Origin of the sequence: Filimonas zeae (assembly GCF_014641615.1) — a bacterium.
Classification (GTDB): domain Bacteria; phylum Bacteroidota; class Bacteroidia; order Chitinophagales; family Chitinophagaceae; genus Filimonas; species Filimonas zeae.
In genome coordinates, this window is sequence record NZ_BMIB01000004.1 from 732,215 (window position 1) to 756,044 (window position 23,830).

Sequence of the window (23,830 nt, forward strand, 5' to 3'; positions counted from 1 at the left end):
TTTAACCCGGCTTACCTCCCTTCTTTTACTGCCACCCAAACAGATTCACCTGCTTCTACAGTGGTTTCGTTTACACGTACCAGCAGCACATTATCCGCTATCTGCACCTCTGCTTCTTCATAGCCGCCCATAAAGTACACATGGTTTACCACCCCTCTCAGCGCACCTTTCCTGTCTCTGGTTATGGCCAGTTGCTCCGGGCGTAAAAACACTTCCGGCTGCTCAGTAAGTGTAACGGGCAGTCTTTTCCAAACCTCCTTCCAATCAGCCGTAATGGTAGTAAACCTTCCAAACAGGCCTGCTACATATGCATTTACCGGGTGGTTATAGATATTCCGGGCAGTATCGTGCTGTACAATATGGCCGTCTTTCATTATCACAATTTCCTCCGCCCATGACAGGGTATCCAGCGGGTCGTGCGAAACCAGTATGGTAGTAATCTTCAGTTTCTCGCTCACATCACGTATCACCTGCTTCAACATCGCCTTATGAATCATGTCCAGGTTAGAAAACGGCTCATCCAGTAACAGCAGCCTGGGGGCTGTAACCAGCAGTTTGGCCAATGCAATACGCTGTTTTTCACCGCCGGATAACTCGTTGGTTTTACGCTGTAATAAATGGGCAATTTTACACACTTCGTACAGCTGGCCGGCTTCCTTTTCCTTCAGCTGGTTGGCATATTCCAGCACCTGCTCTACCCGCAGGTGGGTAGCCAGTTCAAAATGCTGTGAAAGATATACAATGCCCGGATGGCCGGGAATCAGTTTTTCATCCGGACCTTCTACTCTTACTTCCTCAAACAATACCCTGCCTGAAGCAGGCTGGGCCAATCCACCCATCATTTTTAACAGGGTACTCTTTCCCGAACCTGTTTCACCGGCAACCGCCAGTTTCTGAAATCGCTGTAACGAAAGGTTGATATCGCCATTTACTGCTTCCAGTTCTAAAAAACGCTTCTTTGCCATTGGCCCAAAAGTATAACAATCACACAAAACACCATCCGGCATATCTGCAGGTATGGCTCCCCTGTATGCAGGGTACATTTTAACGAAGCTTAGCACCCCCGCAGCAAATACCTGGGTATATTTGGAGCATCAATACCGTATATGATACAGCAAATTGACCGTGTAAGAAAAACCCGACAGTATGTACTGGACAAAATACGCCCATTGAGCACCGAACAATGGAACCTGGTACCCCATGGCTTTAACAACAATATTGTCTGGAATTTTGCGCATATGATTGCCGCACAGCAGGGCATCTGTTACCTGCGCGCAGGAGAAACTATGCAGATAGAAGAGTCGTTTTACCACCTGTATAAGCCTGGCACCAAACCTACACAGTTTGTAGGGCCGGAAGAAATACAGGTAATCAAGTCCTTGTTTTTCACCACGCTGGATAGTCTGGAAACCGATCTGAAACAATCTGCCTTTGCCGGTTATCAGCCATGGACTACCCGGTATGGGGTAGAAATACATAACATTCAGGAAACACTTCATTTTCTGTTGTACCACGAAGGCTTACACGCGGGAATTATTACCGCCATGAAAAATATTGTAAGCCATTAGCAGGCTGGCAGCAACTTAATAGCCTCTTTTCTGTTATAGCCCTTATATGCACAAATTTTTAGCTACAAGGAACAAAACACCTCTAAAATTTGTGACGAGCCTAACCATTAACTTTGACTTCTAATAAAATCCATTTTACCATGAGTGATTTTTTATACTGCCACAATCCGCTGGATGAAGACTTTGGCGAGTATGTGCTACACCTTCCACAGCCCAACGCCCTGATTAAAGTAATTTTACTGGACGAACAGGATGCCATAGAAAGCGATGAGTTTGTTCATAAAACCTTTGTATATGATGATGGCGATATTGTAGAAGAATATCAGTTTGTATTTACGCCCTTTGCCCCTCTTGATAAAACAATATACACCGAAGACCTCATCATCAGCATACTGGATGCCGCATGGGATTACTGGGTAGATGTATTGCAGTGGGAAGATGAGGATGATGAAGACGACGACTATTAATACCAGCACCAAAAACTTTTTTATACGCAAAGAGCCCCTTCCGGGGCTCTTGTTGTTTTTATTACTACGCTAATACCGCTATTTACTCAACACTTTAAATTCCGTTCTTCTGTTCTGTTTACGGCCTTCCGCATTGTCAGAACCATCTTCGTTTGAGTTAGGTGCAACAGGTACCGTATCGCCATAACCCACTGCTTTCAGGCGGGCTGCATCAATGCCTTTGCTTACCAGGTAAGCTACTACATTGTCTGCACGTTGCTGACTCAGTTTGCGGTTATACGCTTTTCTGCCAATGCTATCCGTATGCCCGCTTATTTCAATAGTCATAGCCGGGTTTTCTGTTAACAGCTGTACCAGCTCATCCAAAGCACCTTTAGATTCATCCAGCACGGTAGCTTTATTCAGTTCATAATACACATGCTCCATTACTTTCGCCTTACCCACTTCCAGTTCCGGTTTGGCCGGAACTTTTACCAGGCATAAAGAGGGGTTGGTTACAATTACCACTTCTTCATCTGCAGGGGCAGTAAACGAAACGCTACCCTGCTCGTACTGCTGTACAGTAGCTATTACTTTCAGCGGCTGAAATTCTTCCAGTGTAAAAGAATATCGTCCTTCCGCATTCGTTTGCTGCCTGCCCACAGGGCGGCCGCTTACCGTATCCAGTAACGCTACCTCTGCATTAGCCAGCGGGCTGCCGGTACCGCAATCTATTACTATACCGGAAACTACCCTTGCAGGCTGCTTCTTCTGTACAGCTACTATTTCCAGACAGCAGGCGCTGGAGCGGTCAGAACTGATCAGCGCATCGGCCAGCAGGTTTTTAGTATTTCCTTTTGCAGCAAAGTACATATCGTCTTTCACCGAGTTAACGGGGTAGCCCATGTTTTTAGCGGCTGCCCACTGGCCCGGCGTTCCCTTGGCACTGTATAAATCATATCCACCCATACCTATACGGCCATTGCTGCTAAACACCAGTGTACGCGTAGTTGCATGATAATAGGGCGCCTGTTCATCAGCAGCAGTATTAATAGCGGTTCCCAGGTTTTGTACCTTACCGGCATGTCCGCTGGCATCCATTTCTGCCATCCATATATCATAACCACCCTGGCCGCTTTTTCTATCGCTGGCAAACAGCAAATACGTACCATCGGCACTGATAAAAGGTTGCTGGTTATTGGTGCCGGCTTCGTTTACAGAAGCTTCCAGCGCCACAGGGTCAGACCAGTTTTCTCCTGTGCGGTCGCTGCGGTAAATAGCAGCCGACTTTTGTCCGTCCTTCACCGTCCACCGGGTAATATACATGCGGCGACCGTCTGCACTTACACTTACCACACCCTGGTGGGCACCGGCAGGTTGCGGCAGGCCCGCTTTAGCAGCGCCTTCCGCAGCACTGTTATATGCCGCTTCATATACCCTGTTGGTATGCAGCGTGTTTTTAGCCGCATCTTTATCTGCACGGGTAGAGGTAAATAATAAAGTATTATCATTCAGCCATACCGGCGCATAGGTTGCACCTTCTGCATTTAAAGCGGGTTTGGTAACCGTATACAACTTCGCATCTTCTTTCTTCAGCTGTGCCTGAATAAAACGCAGGCTTTCCAACTCCTGTTTAGCCTGGGCCGTATAGTTGTCCGCTGTAGCATAATTTTTCAGAAACTCCTGATAAGCCGCTTCGGCATCTGCATATTTTTCCAGCTTCTTCAGTACGCCTGCATAATGAAATTGCGCCAGCGGAAAAGCCTGTGCGCCTGCCGCAGTGGCCTCTTTATAAAACGGCTCAGCCTTGCTGTAATAAGTAAGTTTACGGTAGCTCTCTGCCAGGTTATATACTGCCTGCACACGGCTACTGCTGCCTTTGGGAGATTTTGAACCTGCTTTCAGCGATTCGGCTACATAAGGGTCGTAGTTATCGCCTCCTGTTTTAGAAGTGGCCGCGGTAAGATATTTTTCATAGTAATTGCTGGCAGAAGAGTAATCACCCTTTGAGTAATAGTTATCCGCCGCTTTCAGATAATTATAAGTAAACTGTGCCTGCACCATCATACCGCTTAACAGCAGCGCCGCACTTAAGTATATTTTTTTCATAACAGATTGTAGTGGTTTGAATGAGATAACAAAAAATTACAGTCGTGGACAAACAAATTCCACTTCCTCCGTTTTTACTTTTTTACGGATAATGGTTGAGAGCGACAGTTCAAAACTGTTAGCGCCTCTGGCAATTTTACCCAGGTCAGATGTATTGATATCATAGCTGGCACCCAATACCCAGTCCTTATACGTAAAGCCCACAAACGGAGATATTGCATCATTCAGGCGCAGGTTAGCCCCCAGCATTACATCGGTAGTTTCTGTGGCCCTGCTTTGTAAAAACGCACCTATCATTTTTTCCTGCGCACTACCCTGTTTCATGTACAAGGCGTTAGGTGTAATGCTCATGGTTTCAGAAAGCATAATACGTACACCGGCATGGAAAGTATAGCGCATAGCCAGTTTGGCTTCTTCGCTTTTCTCCATAAACTTATCTGCCGGGCGGGTAAGATGCGATACACTGAAGCCCGCAAACAGGTTGGCTTTTTTGCCCGGTGTAGCATCAAAATACAACACACCTGCACCCGCATCAAAATTGGTAGAGGCAGTGCGCGCAAAGCTTTCACCAGCGGCCATACCAGGATCAAACTCCCCGGTAGCGGGGTTATACTGATTGCCAAAGCTGGCTTTGGTAGGGTCAAACTTTTTTTGAATAATACCTGCCTGCAGGCCCAGGTTTAAACGGTGGTAGCCATTGCGGCCAAACCGTACACCCGAAAAGGCAAAGCTGCCGTAAGCAGTGGAATAACTGTAACCACCATCGCCCGCCCGCTGTTGTAAGGCACTTACACCAAAGCTTGCATTGCGCGAGGTGTTAAAGTCGGCCGATATGCCCGGTGTTTTATACGGGGAGGTAACATTGCCCCACTGACTTCTGTATATGCCCGATACCCGCACATCACCATCAAACACACCGGTAAGCGCCGGGTTTAACCACGATGGGTAAATGTAGTATTGCGTATAATGCGGATCCTGCGCCTTCAGCTGGTTAGCCGCTGTACCCACCAGCAGCGCTAACGAAGTGCTTATTAAAATGCGTCTTGTTCTCATATTTTCTTTTAGTTAGTTATGGATAAAACTTTTTTACACATTATTATCGTACAATAGTTACCGAACCCTGTAGCTGCCCCATACCATTCTTCAACTGAATCATATAATAGTACACACCTGTTGGTAAAGGTTTGCCATTAGCCATACCATCCCACGCACGGCTGTAGCCTGCTGAGCGGAAAACCTGTTGCCCGTAGCGGTTATACACTGCCACTACTACGCCCGCATAGTCCGCTAAACCGGGTATTACCCAGGTATCATGAATGCCATCTCCATTGGGAGAAAACACTCCAGGCACCTCTACCGGCTTAAGTACTTCCACCACCAGCTCATCACTTGCCCGGCACCCATGTATATTGGTAGCAGTAAGCAGGTACACCCGGTCGTGCTGCACAAGCAGGTTGGGGTTTAAACGTGCAGCATCAGACAATCCCGCAGCCGGCGTCCATACAAAGCGCGTGGTAATTGTATCTGCTGCGGTTGCCGCTATCTTTACTACGCTGCCTGCTTTGGCAATAATGGCAGGTCCGGCATCTATTACCGGTAAGCTATGTACCACGGCCTGCCCATCTGTAGTTGCCTCACATCCCTGATTGCTGGTAACGGTTAACTGTATGGTATAAGTTGCCGCAGTGGCAAAGCGTTTTACTACCTGCGGCAATTCTGCACGACTGCCATCCGAAAACTGCCAGTTGCGGCGTTCTATAGTACCAGCGTTAATAGTACTGTTATCAGTAAACAACTGCTCTTCCCCCACACATACATCTTCCGGCTGCACAGCAAAGGCAGCTACCGGTTTGCCCGTAAGCGTAATGCTGCGTACACTATCTGCCACACAACCTGTTGCAGACACTGCCTTCAATTGTATGTGGTATACACCGGGCCACCATTCTTTATCTACATTTCTTTCCCCTGCTGTATAGGTTTCACCAGCACCCGTTAACACCCAATTCCATTTTGTTACCAACTGCCCGTCTGCAAAAAGGGAATCACCTTTTAAAGCAACGCTTTGCAAATCGCTGCAAGCCTTATAAGCCACTTCAAAACCAGCTACCGGCGCAGCTTTTACCTGTATGCGGTAAGCAATCTGTTCTTTATGGTCGCAGTTTTCTACGGCAGGATATACAGTGTATACCGGAATATCATATACCCCTGCGCTGTTAAAACGATAGGTATCAGGCAGGGTATAGGTATACCAGGTTTGCCCGTTCAGCGTTTCTGTTTTCTCCGGCACGGGTGTACGCTGCACCACATCTGCTGCCGGAGCAGCCACTGCCGTCATTGCACTTAAGCGCCAGTTAATTTCCACCGGCTTATACCGCATCAGCAGCGATAGTTTAACCGGCGTATTTACACAGGTATAGGCATGGTAGCCACCTGCTATGTCCATTACGTTATGTATAGCTGCTTTGCCAGATACATTCTGCAGGTTAGTGCCTGCATTAAATCCGTACGATTCACCGCTACCCAGGCCATACGTAATAGCCATAAAGGCCGAATCGCTTTCCACAGCGCAATGTGCATCTGCAGCATCCCATCTTTTTATTACTACGGTGTAACCGGGCAGGTTAGGGTGTGCATACTGAGTGGTCCACGCATGTAACGCGCCATCTATTTTTAATGAAGCCACACCTTCGTTCTTTATCAGCAGGGTAAGATAGTTTACCGTAATACTGCCCTGGCGGGAACGGTAAAACACTGTTTTGTTTACTGCCTGTTCCAGCGGACTCAGATACATCAGTTCCGGATCACCCTTGCCTACATTAAAACAACTGCCTTCTGAGGGAATAGATTGCAGCAATAGCACGGGCTGGTCTGTTTCAATATAATCAGCTTTATCACTCTGGTACTCGTAGTAATTGCCATTTAAACCATACAGGCGCATACCGTTTTTAACCACCACCGTAGCCGGGTCTTTTACCACAATGCGGAATACGTTTACGTTGGGCTTATCCGCCGCGCCATCCGTACTGGTAGGTGCAGTAATATATCTTGCTCCCCAGGCGTTTACCGGAAACACCTGCTGCATCAGCGGGTCGCTGCTAACAGCTCCCGTGCTGGTGCAGGCCACCCCTGTTCCGCTGCTGCCGGCAAACACAGCTACCGGAAAACATTTACCTTCTGTGTTACCTATAGCAGCTATTTGCGAGCCCGATAAATCCTGCCCTTCTGCCTGGTTAATGCCTGCACCCAGCAACTGATAAATTTCTCCCTCCTGTAAGGTTATTTCAAATGCTTCGCCTGCACGCTTTCCGTTGCGTGTAGCAGCCGAAGGTATTATCCTTACTCTGGTATTGTTTTCATGGGCTATTACATATATCCACGAAAAACAATTGCCGCTGGCGGTAGCATTATTTTGTTTTACCGAGGCAGATACATAATTGTACCCCCAGGTATTCACCGGCAACAGCATACTGGTAGCCATAGCGCCTGTAGCGGTCAGCTGCGCATAACAGGCAATAGGTTCAGAGCTGGTGATATGAATGCCCCTGCGCGAAAAAACACCTTCCGATCCGGTACCACCCCCGCCGGGCGGCGGAGTGTACAACCGGCAGTCAATGGCTGCCTGTGGCGCTCCCGCAGGCAGTACAGCACTCTTCAGTACAGATTGCGCAGCAACATCATACTCCTGCCGGTAGGCAGTACCGGGAATAGTAACTATTATATGCGCTGGTTTTTCACCGGCAACAAAACACAACGCCATCTGCTGCGAGTTGGCAAGACCAGCCGCAATACCAGGTTCCATAAACTGATGGTGTCCGTATCCTGCCCAAAACTCGCTTCCTCTGTTAGAAAGCTGTTGGGCCAGTGCCACACCCTTATTTACAAAACCTGTTATCAGCATCAGTATGTGAATTATATATTTCATACCCAGGCTTGCTGCATTCTATTATCTGATAATTGTAACACTACCAGTAAGCGCAGGTTGCCCATTGTTCAATTGAATAATATAATAATAAACACCACCAGGTACGGGTGTTCCGTTTACCGTACCATCCCATGGCTTTGCGTCGCCCTTAAACAATATCACCTTTTGTCCATACCGGTTAAACAGCTGCACCACCGCCCCTGCATACATGTTCAGGTTTTTAATCAGCCAGGTATCATTAATGCCATCACCATTGGGCGTAAATATGTTAGGCACTACCAACGGGCGCTGCACCAGAATCTGCACCTCATCGGTAGCCGTACAATTATTTTCTCCGGTAGCAGTAAGCGTTAATACTGCATCTTCTTTCACACGTACAGTAGGCTGTAGTATGGCAGCATTACTTACCAGCTGTGCAGGCGACCACGCAAACTGAAGCCGGGTTGAGTTAGCCGTTGCCTTCAGTTGTACCAGCTCATCTTCCTCCGCAGCAATATCTGCACCCGCATCTATTATTGGTTGCAGGTAAACCATTACTACTTTAGAAGCCAGGGCAGAGCTACAGCCCTTTGCATTAGTTACAGTAAGTGTTACGGTATAAGTACCGGAAGAAGTATACGTTTTAGAGGCATTTCTGCTGCTGGCAACAGTACCATCGCCAAAGCTCCAGGCCCATGTGGCAAGCGTACTTCCGGGTGCCGTGCTGGTATTGGTAAATACAGCTGGTGTACCCTGGCACAAAGCGGTAGTAGCCGCATCAAAACCCGCCACAGGCTGGCTGAAAAACTGGTCAGCCACTTTAGTTATGCTATCTGCACACCCACCTGTTGCAGCAGCTATCAGTTTTACCTGATAATTACCTGCTGTTGTATAGGTATGCACCGGATCAGTTTCTACAGAAGTGGTATTATCTCCAAAACTCCATTTATAGCTTAATGCAGTTCCATCTGCCGGGGCGGATTTATTTACAAATGCTGCTTTGCCTTCGGGCATACATATAGCAGCCGGAGTTTGAAAATCCACTTTAGGCAATGCCTGTATCTGTAAAGCGTTAGTAATGGTATCCGCACAGCCGTTATTACCGGCAGCTATCAGTTGTACATCATAACGTTTAACCGTAGTATACACTTTTGTAAAAGGGGCAGCAGTATTGTATTCCGCCTGGGTACCATCACCCATATTCCATTTACGGGTGGTAACAGACCCTCCATTCAGGGTAGATGCATCGGTAAAAGTAATAGTACCACCGGCACATGTGCTGCCCGTATAAGTAAATTGAGCCAATGGCTTAGGTTTCACTACTATAGTAGTGGATACAGAATCAGCACAGCCTTTTGAGGTGGTAAAAATACACCAGATAGTATGTGTACCTACCCCTGCCACGGCAGGATAAAATTTACCATCATTTTCCACACCCGGCCCTCTGTAATAACCAGTACCGGCAACACCATTGGTTACGGCTGCCGTGGCAACAGACACCGGTGCTTTTTCGTTTACACATACCGCAGGCAAAGCAGCGTAAGCAAGTACCGCACGCGGGCTGAAAGCAGCTTTTAATACCGTATCGGCACTACACCCTCTGTTGGTGGTTACTTTATAGGTAATCAGATATTCATTGGCACCAAATAAATGCGAGGGGTTAGCCACCGTAGCTGTATTGGGGTTATCAGGCGTACTGGATATATCGCCAAAATCCCAGCTATAACCACTGATGGTTTGCGCATCGGCCACGGTAGACTTACTGGTAAAACTAATGCGGCCACCGGCAGGCAGGCAACCCTCATCATACTCTACATCCAGCTTTGGAAGTGCATACACAGGAATGGTTTGGTAAGCCGTATCGCTGATACAGCCGGCACTATACTTTACTACATGTTTTACGGTTACAGCAGCCGCATGTGCCGGATAGGCGTGAGTTTGCGTATGTCCGTTTTCAGTAACCTTTACCGGTGTGCCTTCCCCAAAATCCCAGTACCATTCTTTAATACCCGCCTGTGGCACTGTTTCAGTAAACGTGGTGCCTGTTTGCGTACAAACCGTTCCCGATGCCGCAAAGGCAGGCACAGCCGGCTTGTCAGATAAGCTGAACGGTTTGGTAGTATCACATATACAACCGTTATTATCTACTGCCACCAGTTTTGCGGAGTGGTTACCCAAATCAAACAGGTGTTTTACCTGCTGCCCTGTGGCTGTAGCTGCCACCGCATTGTTCATAAAACGCCACTCCCACCTTAATACATCTGCACCATCCGTAAATTTGGGTGCTGCTTCAAAACCAATCAGTTCCTGTGTTTTACAGTTTTCATATACAATACTGAAGTCTGTTTTTTGTGCCTTCTCTACTATTACCTGGTAAGGTATCTGCTCGGTATTACTGCATACATCTACCGTTGGGTGTGTAGTATATACCGGCACCGTAATGTAACCGGATGTGGTAAACTGATAAGTACCCGGCAGGGAATAACGGTAATAGGTAACCCCAAACACCTGCACTTCCCCTTCTGCCACAGGACTATTGATTACTACGTCTGTGGCGGGCGTTATTTTATCTGCAATTTCACTCAGCTTCCACTCAATACGCGTGGGCTGGTAACGCATCAGCACAGATAACTGCACCGGCGTTTGTGCACAGGTATAGCTGTTAGCAGTGTCGCCTGTATTGTATACGTTTTTATATTCAGGAAAACCATTGAGGTTGTTGATATAAGTACCTGCATTATACCCATACGATTCTGCATCTGAAAAGCCATAGGTAATAGCTGTAAATGCAGAATCGCTTTCAACTATACACTGCGTGGGGGCCCTTACGTCTGTATTAGAACGCGTATTCCACCTGCGTACCACAACCGTATATCCGTTCAGATAAGGATGCGGATAAGTATGCGAAAAATCCTGTTTTTTGCCATCTATGGTAAGTGAGGCAACGCCGGCAGTGGGCACTATCAGTGTAAGAAAATTCCAGTCAATACTAAACCGGTCATTTCTAAAAAAGCCTACCTTCTTAATGCCCTGCTCTACCGGGCTCAGATAAATCATTTCAGGGTCGCCGGTGCCAATATAGCCACACTCCCCCTGCGAGGGAAAAATTTGCAGCACCTGTATGGGCAGATCCGCTTCAATATAGTCCGCTGTATTACTTCTGTATTCGTAATAATTCAGTGGCGTTATACCGGTTAAAACCACCCCGTTTCTTTTAACAACAGTAGCCGGGTTGGTTACCATTATTCTGAAAACATTATAGTTATTGGTAGTGGGCGAAGTGGTTACACTGGAGGGGGCAGTTAAATAGCGTTTACCCCAGGCATGTTTAGGAAACATCTGTTGCATCATACACTCTTCCGTAGCAAAACTCTGCGTACCGGAAATACCCGTACAGGGCACGCCCATTCCACTGCTGCCCGCAAAGCCCGCAAAAGGCACACACTTGCCTTCACTGTTGGTAATAGATACCGCAGTGGTGCCGGTGAGGTCATACATATCTCCCAAACCTTTTTCCGCGGCCAGCATCTGATATATTTCTCCTTTTTGCAGCGTTACATCAATAGGCACACCTGCAGGCGAACCATTGCGCGTAGGTACAGAAGGGGTAATGCGTATACGGGTATCATTTTTACCGGCTACAAAAAACATCCAGGAAAAACGGTTGTGATTGGAAATTTCACCCGGCTGAGCAGCATTTACCGTAATAGACTGGCGGGGGGTAAGCCCCAGATAAGAATAGCCCCAGGACTCTGTAGGCATTAACATGGTGGCGGAAGAACTGGCGTTTGAATAAAAGTGCGCATAGGCCACAATAGGCACATCGCTGGTAATATGCACCCCTTTGTTTTTAAACAGACCTTCAGAATTGGTTCCTCCCCAATCCGAAGTCCGGGTATATAACATTACATCATAAATACTGGCAGGCTTATCGCGGTAACCTATAGGAAAGGGGTCTGTTCTAACAACAGAATTTGCTTTCACCGGATATTCGCGGCGGTAGGTGGTACCCTCTATAGTAACTATTACATTGGCATCGCGCTCTGCATTAAACATCAGTGCCAGCCGGGGGGTATCAGTAGGAAACCAGGCGCTGATTTCATAGTTGGAGTTGTGGCCCATACCGGTCCAGAAATCAGTTCCTCTGTTAGAAAACATCTGACCTGCGGCCATTTTTACGCCGCTTATCAAAATGAATAATATAACTACTGCTCTCTTCATCTTTACATGCTCCCCCTCCGTTTGGCACAGAAACACTACGGAGTGTTTTTATAAACTGCAATGCCCTGCCGTGGTAAGGCAGGGCGTTACAGTTGTGAATTAACGTATCAGATTTATACTTCCCTTTTTATTAATCTCCTGCCCCGTGGTAAGTATGGCGCTGCACACATACACATATACCCCCGAAGGCAATGGCTTACCATTATACAAACCATCCCATCCACTGCCCGTAACGGCCGTCTCAAACACCTTCTGCCCCCACTGAGTAAACACCATAAACTTCAGTTCCTTAATAGCACTGCCATACACCATCAGCACATCATTTTTTCCATCACCATTAGGCGAGAAGCTATTAGGTACAAAAACTTTATCTGATAAAGTAGTGGAAGAAACCGCCGCAGAAACATTCTCCTTACAACCACCAATGCCTTTTACCAGTATAGTTACCGTTTGGCGGGGCTGCAAACCTGTTACCACATGCGTGGTACCCGTTGAACCCGAAGAAGGCACATGCCAGCTTAAACCACCATCAGTAGAAACTACATAGCCCGTTGCGTTGGGTACAGCAGCCCATGTAAAGCCCAGGGAATATACACCCGGCACATCAGCGGTTACCAAAGGCGCCGCCACGTCCGGTATAATATAGGCGGTAACTTTTACACGATCATCTGTTACACATCCGTTTTGCGAAGCGCCAATATAATACAGTCTGGTACCGGCCACAGTTGCTATATACGAAGCACCTGTTGCAAAGGCAGTTCCTGTAGCTGGTACATCAAACCAGCTGTAAATAACATCTGGTTCCGGCGCCTTTACCTTAAAGATTACCTGGTTTCCGGCGCATGCGCCCAGGCTATCCTCTTCTGCCTCAACCACCGGCAAGGCATGCACCTTTATTTCTTTGGCCGCAGTGTTCAAACAACCATCGCTGGTAATAGCCTCCAGCAATACCTGATAGGTACCCGCGTTATCCCATTTTTTGGAGGCATGCTGCATAGCAGAAGTGGTATTATCACCAAAACTCCACTTCCACCTGTCAGCCACTGCCCCATTAGATGCTGCGACTGTAGAAGTAAACTCAGCAGCAGTATTCAAACATCCGTTGTAGGCTGTAGTAAAATCTACCACCGGGGCAGCTGTAACCAAAATCTTCACTTCGCCACTTACCTGAGAAGCGCAGCTACTGGCAGCTTCACTGTAACCAGCTTTTACAGGAATAGTGTAAGAGCCCGTACTGCTTATTTTCAAATCCTGATCCGGCACGTACACATAGTAATCAGTATAACCTATCTCTACTTTTTCAACAGGCACAGGATTATTCTGCACCACATCAGCCGTAAGGTTAAAGCCGGTTGTTTTACTAAACTCCCACACCAGTGTAGTAGCAGGCACACTCAGGTAAACTTTAGGTTTAAAAGGTGCGTTTACGCAGGTATAAGTATCAGGCACTGCGGATAGGTTATGCGTATTTTTTAAACCGGAAGTATCTATACCTACTCTTGGAATGCGGAAACCAACATTGTAACAGTGTCCCATATTATAAGGCATATGCACGTTTGCCGTAAATGCCGTATCACAGCTGATAACAGAAACACCGTTGGCACTGGCCCAGCTTTTCATTACCACACTATAACCAGGCTTTTGAGGATGTGCATAGGTACTGTCGAAGGTAGCCGCACCATCAATTTTCAACGAACCGAGTGCGCCTGTTGGCACAATTGCAGTAATGTAGTTTACGGCACCCGTTCTGCGGTAAAACGTAGTGCTTTTTAAACCATGCCCCAGTGGGGTGAGGTAAATCATGTTTTCCGCACTTCCGGGACTTACATATTCATCATTACCACAGGAAGTAAAATAGGTCATATACTGCCCTACCATTACCGGCTTATCTGCCTCAATATATTCAGGATCTCTGCTTACAAACTCATAGTAATTGGCTTTCATCCCGCTCATAACAACACCATTACGTTTAACCACTGTTGAAGGGTCTTTTACCATTACACGAAATATGTTAAACAGATGCTCGTTCTTACTGTTTCTGGTAGCAAACGGTGCCGTAAGGTAATATTTGCCCCAGGCCTGATTGGGGTAGCTCTGCTGAAATAAATAAGAGTCTGCGCCGTTAAAGTTTTCCTGGCACTGAATACCGGTGCCTGCGCTACCCGCAAACACTGCTATTGCATAACAGTCGCCCTTATCATTAGGCACAGCGGTTACGCTGGTACCGGTAAGGTCTGCACACTCATAAGAATACTGATCCAGGTTATCCGGAGTATAATGCTGTGTAACAAAAGCCCCCAGTATCTGATATACCTGACCGCGGTTTAAAGTTACACGGAAGGGTACACCTGCTTTCTGTCCACCTTTTGTATTGCCGCCAGGTACAATTTCAACTACCGTGTTATCATGGTCAGCAATAACATTTACCCAGGAGGTAGACATTGTTTCATTGCTATAACCACTAAATTGACGCGCCCCCAGGGTTATATAGCTTTTACCGTACGAACCGGCAGGCAGTAACAATCCTTTTGTTTCATCCAGGCCTGCAACCAGATTGGCAGTGGCTGAAATAGGTTCTTTACTTTCAATCAGAATACCTCTGTCAGATAATCCTTCCACCCGTAAACAGGCATCGTATACACCCGACTTCGGCACTTCATCTGTAGTTACCACACCACCTGCAGGTACCGTGTAGGTTCTGCTATAAGGCGTTCCCATAACAGATACAGTTACCTCGGTAGTTTTTTGTGCCGCAAGCACAAACTTCATTTGCTGCCCATTGGCAAGAATAGCATCTCTGCTTAACCCGTAGGGAGCCCAGAAACGGGTACCCAGGTTGGAACTATCCAGTGTAGTAGTGTACACCGGCTTTTCAGGCATCTTACCATCCGTCATACCGGTATGCTTACCCAAAAAGGTTTGCGCACTGTCTTTAATAATATTGGAAACAGAATCTATAACACTGGTGCTGCTGGCACCCCACTCTCCTGCTACATTGGTTTTACCCAGCTTAATAAGCGATTTCACCTGCAGGTTGTTCTGCCAGGGATTTATAAAATGCTGCTGAACATTAAATTTATAAGTACTGCCACCGGTTACTTCGGCACTTATATAATAATACAGCGATTTTTCAGTAGCCACCAGCCCTTCAGGCAGTACGCCTGAATACCGCTTTAAGGTTACAGCGGCAGGCACTGCCGCATCGGCTGCCCAGGTAATTCTGGTAACGGTATCAGAGCCCATGCTGAACACCTGGGTAATACCCGGTGCCGGTACAGCCGGAGTTGCCACCAATGCCGGAGGTGCTACCGTTGGCAGAAACTCATAAGCACCAATATCCGGAACGCCACCCGTAAGTGTTACAGAACGTGCGTTACCATTCTTATCCACATTGTTTCCGCTCAGTTGCGTACCCCTGCCCTGCAAAGCCCAGGAGTTGGCGTCTGAAGCCAGCGGCTGCAGATTACTATTGCTGGTAAACGCAGGCTTATACACAATAGAATTTATTTCGGTATAATAGGCATTACGCCATGCAGCAATGCTGGCATAGTCGGCATTAAAAGCACCACCTGTAGGCCCCTTCTTAACCAGTACATTGCCTGCCGAGTATAGCAGGTTATAATCTGTTTTAACATGTTCAGGCGTGTAATTGTAAAAAATAGCCGGCCCGCCACCCGCATTGGCAAATACATTATTGTTGAAATTGGTAAAGCCACCAGAACTGAAATACTGATGATCTACAAACAAGGCAACATTGTAAATACCAGCCGCAGCAGAAGTATTCAGCAATGAGTTATTATACACATTTACACCTCTTCCGTTAGTAGTAACCAGGGCAGCTGCATAAACACTATTACTGGTTCCCGCAACAGTTGAAGCAATGCTCACCTCATTATTAATAACATCTGTATAGGAGTAGTCAGAAAGATTGACACCATGCGTAAGCGATTTAAGCCCCGTTAATCCGATAACCGTGTTATTGCGTACCTGACCTCTGACAGCTTCAGTGGCATTATTACCCGCAATTCTGATACCGTAGATATAACCCGCATTGTTTTGTAAAGTAATGTTGTTATCGTTTACCTCATAAGCACTATCGCAGTTGCTGAGGTAAATGGCATACACGCCCTGGTTAAAGCTGGCAGCACTTAATGCAGTGTTAACCGGAATAGTATTTTTATTTACTTTTATACCACTGGCATTGGCTGCATAGATATATTGATGATAAACACTATCAAAAGTATTGCGCTCTATAATATTGTTTCTGCTGAGCACGGTTGCTGACAGCCCCTGCAGATAAACACCGCGTGATGCCTTTCTGAATATATTACCGGCTATTACCAGACTTCCCCCTTTCAGGTTAATACCATATATGCCTGCTGAGCTAACAGGATCCATATAAGTAATAATACTGGCAACATTGGCGCCATCAAACTTACATCCCACAATACTGTCCTCAGCAGCCGTATTGGCCAGCACCACCATTCTGCCCACATTAGCATCTGCCAGCGACCTGATGGTGAGGTTTTTGAAATTGATATGGGTAGCGCTATCCAGCAATACCACATAATTATTATTAACACTGGCAGGTGTATACTGCAGAATTACATCTGCTGCATTACCGGTTTCGCTCTGGAAAGTAATGGTATTGGTTTTGGAAGTACCGGCAATCTGATTAATACGGAACTGTTCCGTATATATATTCTGTTTTACGTTGAACACTACCGGGCCGCCGATACCGCAGCTTAAAGCAGCCACTGCCTCACCAAAGGAATTAAAATTTTTGGTACCGGCCGGATCTGAAGGTTTTGTTTTATCAATAGTATAGGTACCCGCCTGAAATACGCCGCCTACCGTTACCTGTACAGGCACAGAGTATAAAGGCGTACCACCATTACAGGAAACAGCAGCGCGGTAATACATATTGGTATTACTGGTTTTTACCGTATAGGCCGGATATTGTAAAGCGGTACTTACCGATGACCAGGTGCCTGTTAAAGCAGATGCACTTTCCCATTGGTAGGTAAGCCCTAAGCCCACATCGTTACTCTTCAGATTCAGCAGCATGCTTTTATCGGGGCAGGTAATAACACCTACACTGGAAAAAGCTTCCCCCGGCCGGAAATTGGTACCACAGGCAGGCAATGCAAATTCGTATGCCCCCACATCGGGTTTGGTGGTGCTTCTGTTGGCAGCCACAATATCTTTCAGCACAGGTACAGCAGTGCCCTTATCGTTAACAATGGCCGATGTAGGTGTAAAATTACCAGCTGCCGCATCTGTAAAGCCGGGGTCTTCATTAAAAGAATGCTCATCCTGTGCAGTAGCCGTTCGCCAGGCAGCCAGTGTGGCAATTTCCTTTCCATCAAAGTACCCCATAAGTGTGGTGGGATGATCTGCCAGAAAATAATCGTTGTAATCAAACGTGTACATGGCAATCGTCTGCTCATCAAAATAAATGGAATACTTCATACCTGCACCACCCCTTGCCATAGCAAAGATGTTATTTTTTACTTCCAGCGCAGAAGCTGCAAAATCCAGGAACAATCCATAAGCCGGTTCAGCAGATACACTACCCGCATCTGTAATAGAAATAGTATTGTGATAGTAGTTAACGAAGTTGGAACCAAAGTTTCTGATACCATAAATGGTACCATTGCTTATAATATTATAAATGAGGTTATTGGAAACAACATGTTCTACGCCTGCATCAGCATCGGCATTAGAAAAGGATATTCCATAAAAGTCGTTGATGGTAGAAGCTTCCTGATCAAAGAAATTATGAATTCTATTTCCGGAAACCTTAGCAGCCATATTGGCCTGCTCTACCGCAATACCATATACCGATGTACTGCTGGCTGGTCTTCCGGGCCTTGAAAGATCATTCCCTTCAATTTCCGTTTGCAGGGTGCCACCGTATACATATATGCCGTAATAGTAGAAGTTTTTAATGCTGTTATTAATAAACTTATTTCGTTTGACAGGTGTGGCAGCAATACCAATTACCGCTATTCCATAATAGCCGCCCTCGATGGTGTTGGCTTCAAACAGATTATCATCACAAAATCCATTGGCAGAACCCGATACAAACGAATGCCCGCCGTTTACTACAATACCCGCATAGTTAGAGGATGTAAGCACAGCATCTACTGTAATGGTACAACCCTTTACAGTATTGGAATCGGCATTGTTTAATAAATGAATGCCATATCCATACTGAGAAGCGGTGTTACCGGCTGCCTTCACTACCAGGTTATTCAGAATAATATGGTCGGCCCCATCCAGCTTTATTACTGCCCGCTGTACATCATTGCTGCTTACAGCAGTGATGACAGCGTTGTTACCGTTTACCGTTACAGTATTTACTGCGCTGGTGCCGGAAATGGCAGGTATTACCAATTGTTCCGTATAGGGTGTAGGGTTGTTAACTACATTAAATACTACAGGGCCTTTAATACCACATTTGATATAGCCAAAGGCATCTGTAAACGTTTTGAATATTTTAGCAGCAGGGTCGCTTGCTGCGACAGCGTTGTCAATAGTAAAAGTTCCTTGCAGCAAATCGGGTGTATTTACTTTTACACTGGAAGAATACTGCGTAGTGCTACCTCCATTGATACAGGTAATTTTTAAACGATACCAGGTAGTAGCCGGTTGTGTAGTGGTATACAGGAAAGAACTGGCAGCAGCAATATCAGCCCAGACAGCATTATCAGAAGAAGACTGCCACTGATAAGTCATGCCTTTTGCCGGCTCGCCCGTCCAGGAAAGACTTACAGTTTCCGCGCCGCATACAGAACTTACAGAGCTTACTGCTGCTGCCGGTGTAAAGCCGCCGGTACAAACCACAGCGGGCGACCATGAAAAAGTAATATCCGGCCGCAGGTTTCCTATTCCTCTGTCAGCAGTATCTTTTATACCGCAGGCGGTGCCACCCGGCAGGTTATTGCCATAAAAAGTATGTGAGCCGATAAAGTCGTAATTGGCAGAATAGTAAACAGAAGGATTTACCGTATTGGTAGTAACCGTAGTAGCGGAAGAAGCAACATCGCCATTACAAATTTCCACTACTATATTATCAGTACCATTCCAGATAAAAGGAGTAGCCAGGTTTAGTGTATTAATGCCGGTTACTGCCTGGTAGTTGCCAATGGCATTGGTAACTGCCCCTGTAACATTCTCCCATTTATCGTATTGCAGGGCAGTATTAACAGTGCCCCCCAGCTTTACCACCATGTTTTCTGTAACACCGGCGCTGTTGGTGGAAAAAACCCTGAACCGGATAGCATTAATTTCTCCGGAGCGCATACCAAGGGCTGTTAATTCAGAAGCCAGGTATAAATACTGAGCGCGGTGGCCTTCTGCAAAATCCTGCAGCGGGCAGGGATAAGGTGCCAGAAAGGTTCCCCTTGCAGGGTTATAGCCTTCGGCTTTGCCTATAGAATAGTCAACTTGCGCCCACAAGTTGTGGGCGATTCCTCCAAGCAGGGTACATAGCAGGAATGCCATTTTAAAAACCAGAGCAGTTTTTTTCCTCATTATAGTTAGTATTTGGGACAGTTAGTTCAGGGAAGGTGCACTATACCTATGCGTGTAAAATTAGTCTGTGGGTATTTTTATTTGGTAAGCATAAACACGCAAAAAAATTGAGTAGAAATACTCAATTTTTACAGAAGACAGTTACAGCCCTGGTTTGCGGCCTTGTATATGGCAAACCACGTTGTGGAGTATAGCAGTATCCCGCTCAGCAGCGCGGGCTTCTTTTTCAAAACGATTATTATAATAGCCATGCCGCAGGCATTGAAGCAGGTACAGCAGTATAAACCCCGGGAAGGTATATTTGCGGTATTGCTGAATATGGCACACCTCGTGCCGCAACCAGGACGTATTTTTTAAAAACGCTTCAGCACTTACCCCATGTAAAAACACGGTACGGTTAAACACAATGGCCATTTGCCGGGCATGCAAACGCCGGGCAGCAACCCTGGCCGGCCATCCATTCTCCCGTATATAACAATGCAACTGATTCACACCGCTTTATAAGCAAGGCATGCGCCAATTACGATGCAGAATGCCGTTTTTACGAAATAACGTAACGCCTGATTTTTAAAAATGCAACCAATTACATGTAAATCAGCACAATACAAAAGCGGCACCTCATTTGTCTTCTGCCCTGCTAAAATCAGATACCAGCTTTGGCAAGCAAATCAGCGGGCCGTATAGTTTGTATTACGCCCTGTATATGCCTGGTTCATGCCTTGATATATTAACCATAACTGCAGCTGGCTTTATAATACTGTTGTTTGTTGTAGTGGTTATTTATAACCGTTACCGGATAAAACAACGGAACCATTTGCTATTGCAGCAAAAACAGGAGGAAATTAACTGGCAGAACGGGATGTTGAAAAAGCTGCTTGCTGAAAAGGAATGGTTGCTGCAGGAAATACATCACCGCGTAAAAAACAACCTGCAGGTAGTTATCAGCCTGCTCAACACCCAATCGGCCTACCTGGAAAATGAAGATGCCCGCAGCGCCATCCGCAACAGCCAGCACCGCATGCACGCCATGTCGCTTATTCATCAGAAGTTATACCAGTCGCACAATCTGTCTACCATAAACATGCAGTGGTATATACACGAGCTGGTGCAATACATGCAGCAGTCGTTTCCGCAAAAAGAGCATATAGCTTTCAGGCTGGCCATAGCAACCGTTGAGGTAGATGCGGTACAGGCTGTACCCCTGGGGCTGTTGCTGAATGAGGCTATCAGCAATTGTATGAAGTATGCCTTTACCGGCAATCAGCCAGGCGAGGTAGCTATTTCATTACAAAATACCGGCAGCCATAACTGCCAGCTACAGATTACAGACAACGGCATAGGGCTGCCGGAATCTTTTGATCCTGATAACAGTTGCTCGCTGGGCATGAATCTGATGCGCGGATTAAGTGAACAGCTGAATGGCCATTTTTCTGTCAGCAGCTATAACGGAGTAACAATTATTGTAACCTTTGTGCTTACCAGCGAATTACCTGTTGCACACATTCTGTAAAAACCACCACAAGCCAAAGCAGCAAAGACATGAAACAAGAGAGCATACTGATTGTAGAAGACGAGTTTATTGTGGCGAACGATTTAAGAATCATGCTGAAAAAGGCAGGGTTTGCAATCTGTGGCATAGCTGCCTCGGTAGACCAGGCCCGTAACCTGATTGCCACTAAAAAGCCTGACTGGATATTGCTGGATATTATGCTGCAGGGCAGACAAACGGGTATTGACCTGGCGCGGGAACTGGTTCAGCAGAAAATTCCTTTTTTATACGTATCTGCCAATACCAACCAGACAACCCTGGAAGCCGCTAAAGCCACACAGCCTTACGGCTTTCTGGTAAAGCCTTTCCGCGAAAAAGACCTGATGGTAATGCTGGATATTGCCCGTTACCGCCATCAGGTAGAAACCGGCACTTCTCATGTACGCGCTACTGCCGCCAATAAAACCATGCAGGATATTATAGGGCAAAGCACGCTGCTGCAACAGGCGCTGGAAAAAATAAGAATCGTAGCAGGTACGGATACCTCGGTATTAATACTGGGCGAAAGCGGTACCGGTAAAGAAAAAACCGCGCTGGCCGTACACCAGCTATCGCCCCGTGCCGCTAAGCCGTTTATTACGCTTAACTGCGCCGCCCTGCCCGAATCGCTGATTGAATCGGAATTGTTTGGCCATGAACGTGGGGCTTTTACAGGTGCCAGCGCCCGCCGTGCCGGCAAGTTTGAGCAGGCAGCAGGCGGCACGCTGTTTCTGGATGAAATAGGTGAGATGCCACTGGAAGCGCAGGCCAGGCTGTTACGGGTATTACAGGAAAAAGAGATAGAACGCCTGGGTGGCGATAAAACCATTAAGGTAGATGTACGTATTGTTACAGCCACCAACCGCAACCTGGAAAAAGAAGTAGCCGCAGGCCGCTTTCGGCTGGATTTGTATTTCAGACTCAACGTGTTTCCGATAGAACTACCTCCGCTGCGCGCACGCCGGGAAGACATTCCGCAGCTGGCTTATTACTTTCTGAAGCATTATGCCCCAAAATATCAGAAAGCAGCGGATACCATAAGCCCGGCTGCTATGCAACAACTACAGCAATACCATTGGCCGGGCAACATTCGCGAGTTGCAACACCTGGTTGAACGCCATGTATTACTGGCACCGGGCAGCACCATTGAACATTTTCAGCTGCCGGAAACTATGGCGGTACCAACACCGGACGATGAGCGTATTAAAACACTGGAAGAGCTGGAAAGGGACCATATTATGCAGGTACTGAAAGCCTGCAAAGGCAAGGTGGCCGGGTCCGGAGGTGCAGCAGAAGCCCTGCATATACCCGCCGGTACGCTGTATTCCAAAATTAAAAAACTGGGTATTAAAACAGGCTACCAATAACAGTAGTCCGCTAAAAGTCGCGCTCTATAAAATGTTCTTTTTTAATACCCAGGCGCTGCATTTTAGATATAAGCGTGGTAGAAGGCATGCCCAGCAGCACTGCCGCACCGTGCGGCCCTGATATGCGGCCTTTGCAATGGTTTACCACTTTCAGTATATACTCGCGGTCTATCTCATCCAGCGTGCGTATAGGTTCTTCCTGCGCGGCTTCTTCCAGGTATTTCCTATCAGGCGCATCGGGCAGGTAAATAGTGCGCAGCACGCCATCCCCATTTAACAGCACACTTCTTTCTATTACGTGCTGTAACTCTCTTATATTTCCCGGCCAGGTATAATTGCGCAAATCCTGTAGAGCTTTGCGCGAAATACCCGTGATATTCTTTCCGGCTGCTTTGGCCTGTTTGGTAGCGAAGAAGCCTGCCAGGGCGGCAATATCTTCCCGCCGGTGGCGCAGTGGCGGTAAGGCAATAGGAAAAACATTTAACCGGTAATACAAATCGTTACGGAAAGTGCCGTTCATTACCTCGCGCTGCAGCTCGCGGTTGGTGGCCGCTATGATGCGCACATTTACTTTAATGCTTTTGTTACCGCCTATACGCTCTACCACTCTCTCCTGCAATACGCGCAGCAGCTTGGCCTGTAACAGCAAAGGCAGTTCACCTATTTCATCCAGAAACAGAGTACTGTTATCTGCCTGCTCAAATTTGCCGGCGCGGCTTTCCATGGCACCGGTAAAAGCGCCCTTCTCATGCCCGAATAACTCGCTCTCCATCAAGCTGGCAGGTATGGCAGCACAGTTAACGGTAACCATAGCTTTGCCCCTGGCGGGCGATGCCTGGTGTATGGCGCGGGCAATCAATTCTTTACCCGTACCCGTTTCGCCGGTAATTAATACAGTGGTAGAGGAGGCTGCCACCTGCGACAGCAGGGTAAAAATATCGGCCATCTCTTTTCCCGAGCCTATAATATCCGGAAAAGCTTCAGACGCAGGCTTGCTTGCGCCAGTGTCCAATGGCAGGGCTTCTAACTCATTTTTATAGGCTTCTATTTGTTTGTTCAGCTTCTCTATCTGGCTGTCTTTCTCTGCCAGCATTTGTATAAGCCGCTCAGTATCTGAAAGCAGGGCGGGCTTCTTCATCATAAGGATAATG

At 46.9% G+C, this 23,830-nt stretch carries 12 protein-coding genes; 4 read left to right on the forward strand and 8 right to left on the reverse strand.

Features of this window, described 5'->3' with window-relative positions; translation table 11 throughout:
• Positions 1 to 11: 11 nt before the first annotated feature.
• A complete protein-coding gene (locus tag IEY13_RS21510; protein ID WP_188956093.1) occupies positions 12 to 965 on the reverse strand; it encodes an ABC transporter ATP-binding protein in 954 nt (317 codons plus the stop codon).
• A gap of 141 nt (positions 966 to 1,106) precedes the next feature.
• Here IEY13_RS21510 and IEY13_RS21515 point away from each other — a divergent pair, with 141 nt between their 5' ends.
• Both IEY13_RS21515 and IEY13_RS21520 read left to right on the forward strand, forming a co-directional pair.
• On the forward strand, positions 1,107 to 1,568 hold the full coding sequence (locus tag IEY13_RS21515) for a DinB family protein (protein WP_188956095.1): 462 nt from the start codon (positions 1,107 to 1,109) through the stop codon (positions 1,566 to 1,568).
• A 113-nt stretch (positions 1,569 to 1,681) separates the two neighbouring features.
• Entirely contained in the window at positions 1,682 to 2,035 is a 354-nt protein-coding gene (locus IEY13_RS21520; RefSeq protein ID WP_188956097.1) for a hypothetical protein, read from the forward strand.
• Between the two features lie 78 nt (positions 2,036 to 2,113).
• On the opposite strand, the gene IEY13_RS21525 is transcribed toward IEY13_RS21520, so the two are convergent.
• The 6 genes from IEY13_RS21525 to IEY13_RS21550 all read right to left on the reverse strand — a co-directional run bounded on the left by IEY13_RS21525 (position 2,114) and on the right by IEY13_RS21550 (position 20,276).
• On the reverse strand, positions 2,114 to 4,123 hold the full coding sequence (locus IEY13_RS21525) for an OmpA family protein (protein ID WP_188956099.1): 2,010 nt from the start codon (positions 4,121 to 4,123) through the stop codon (positions 2,114 to 2,116).
• A gap of 36 nt (positions 4,124 to 4,159) precedes the next feature.
• Entirely contained in the window at positions 4,160 to 5,176 is a 1,017-nt protein-coding gene (locus IEY13_RS21530) for a PorP/SprF family type IX secretion system membrane protein (RefSeq protein WP_188956100.1), read from the reverse strand.
• Positions 5,177 to 5,219: 43 nt separating this feature from the next.
• A complete protein-coding gene (locus IEY13_RS21535) occupies positions 5,220 to 8,045 on the reverse strand; it encodes a T9SS type B sorting domain-containing protein (protein WP_188956102.1) in 2,826 nt (941 codons plus the stop codon).
• Between the two features lie 21 nt (positions 8,046 to 8,066).
• A complete protein-coding gene (locus IEY13_RS21540; protein ID WP_188956104.1) occupies positions 8,067 to 12,245 on the reverse strand; it encodes a PKD domain-containing protein in 4,179 nt (1,392 codons plus the stop codon).
• Between the two features lie 99 nt (positions 12,246 to 12,344).
• Complete coding sequence (locus tag IEY13_RS21545) at positions 12,345 to 19,709, reverse strand: T9SS type B sorting domain-containing protein (protein ID WP_188956106.1); 7,365 nt, start codon at positions 19,707 to 19,709, stop codon at positions 12,345 to 12,347.
• Between the two features lie 216 nt (positions 19,710 to 19,925).
• Positions 19,926 to 20,276, reverse strand: a complete 351-nt coding sequence (locus tag IEY13_RS21550) for a DUF4157 domain-containing protein (RefSeq protein WP_229687950.1) — start codon at positions 20,274 to 20,276, stop codon at positions 19,926 to 19,928.
• A gap of 211 nt (positions 20,277 to 20,487) precedes the next feature.
• Here IEY13_RS21550 and IEY13_RS21555 point away from each other — a divergent pair, with 211 nt between their 5' ends.
• The gene (locus tag IEY13_RS21555) at positions 20,488 to 21,294 is read left to right on the forward strand and encodes a sensor histidine kinase (protein ID WP_188956108.1); all 807 of its coding nucleotides are present in this window, start codon (positions 20,488 to 20,490) and stop codon (positions 21,292 to 21,294) included.
• Positions 21,295 to 21,323: 29 nt separating this feature from the next.
• Positions 21,324 to 22,679, forward strand: a complete 1,356-nt coding sequence (locus IEY13_RS21560) for a sigma-54-dependent transcriptional regulator (RefSeq protein WP_188956110.1) — start codon at positions 21,324 to 21,326, stop codon at positions 22,677 to 22,679.
• 10 nt (positions 22,680 to 22,689) lie between these two features.
• Here IEY13_RS21560 and IEY13_RS21565 read toward each other — a convergent pair whose 3' ends face one another.
• Entirely contained in the window at positions 22,690 to 23,820 is a 1,131-nt protein-coding gene (locus IEY13_RS21565) for a sigma-54 interaction domain-containing protein (protein ID WP_188956113.1), read from the reverse strand.
• Between the last annotated feature and the right edge of the window lie 10 nt (positions 23,821 to 23,830).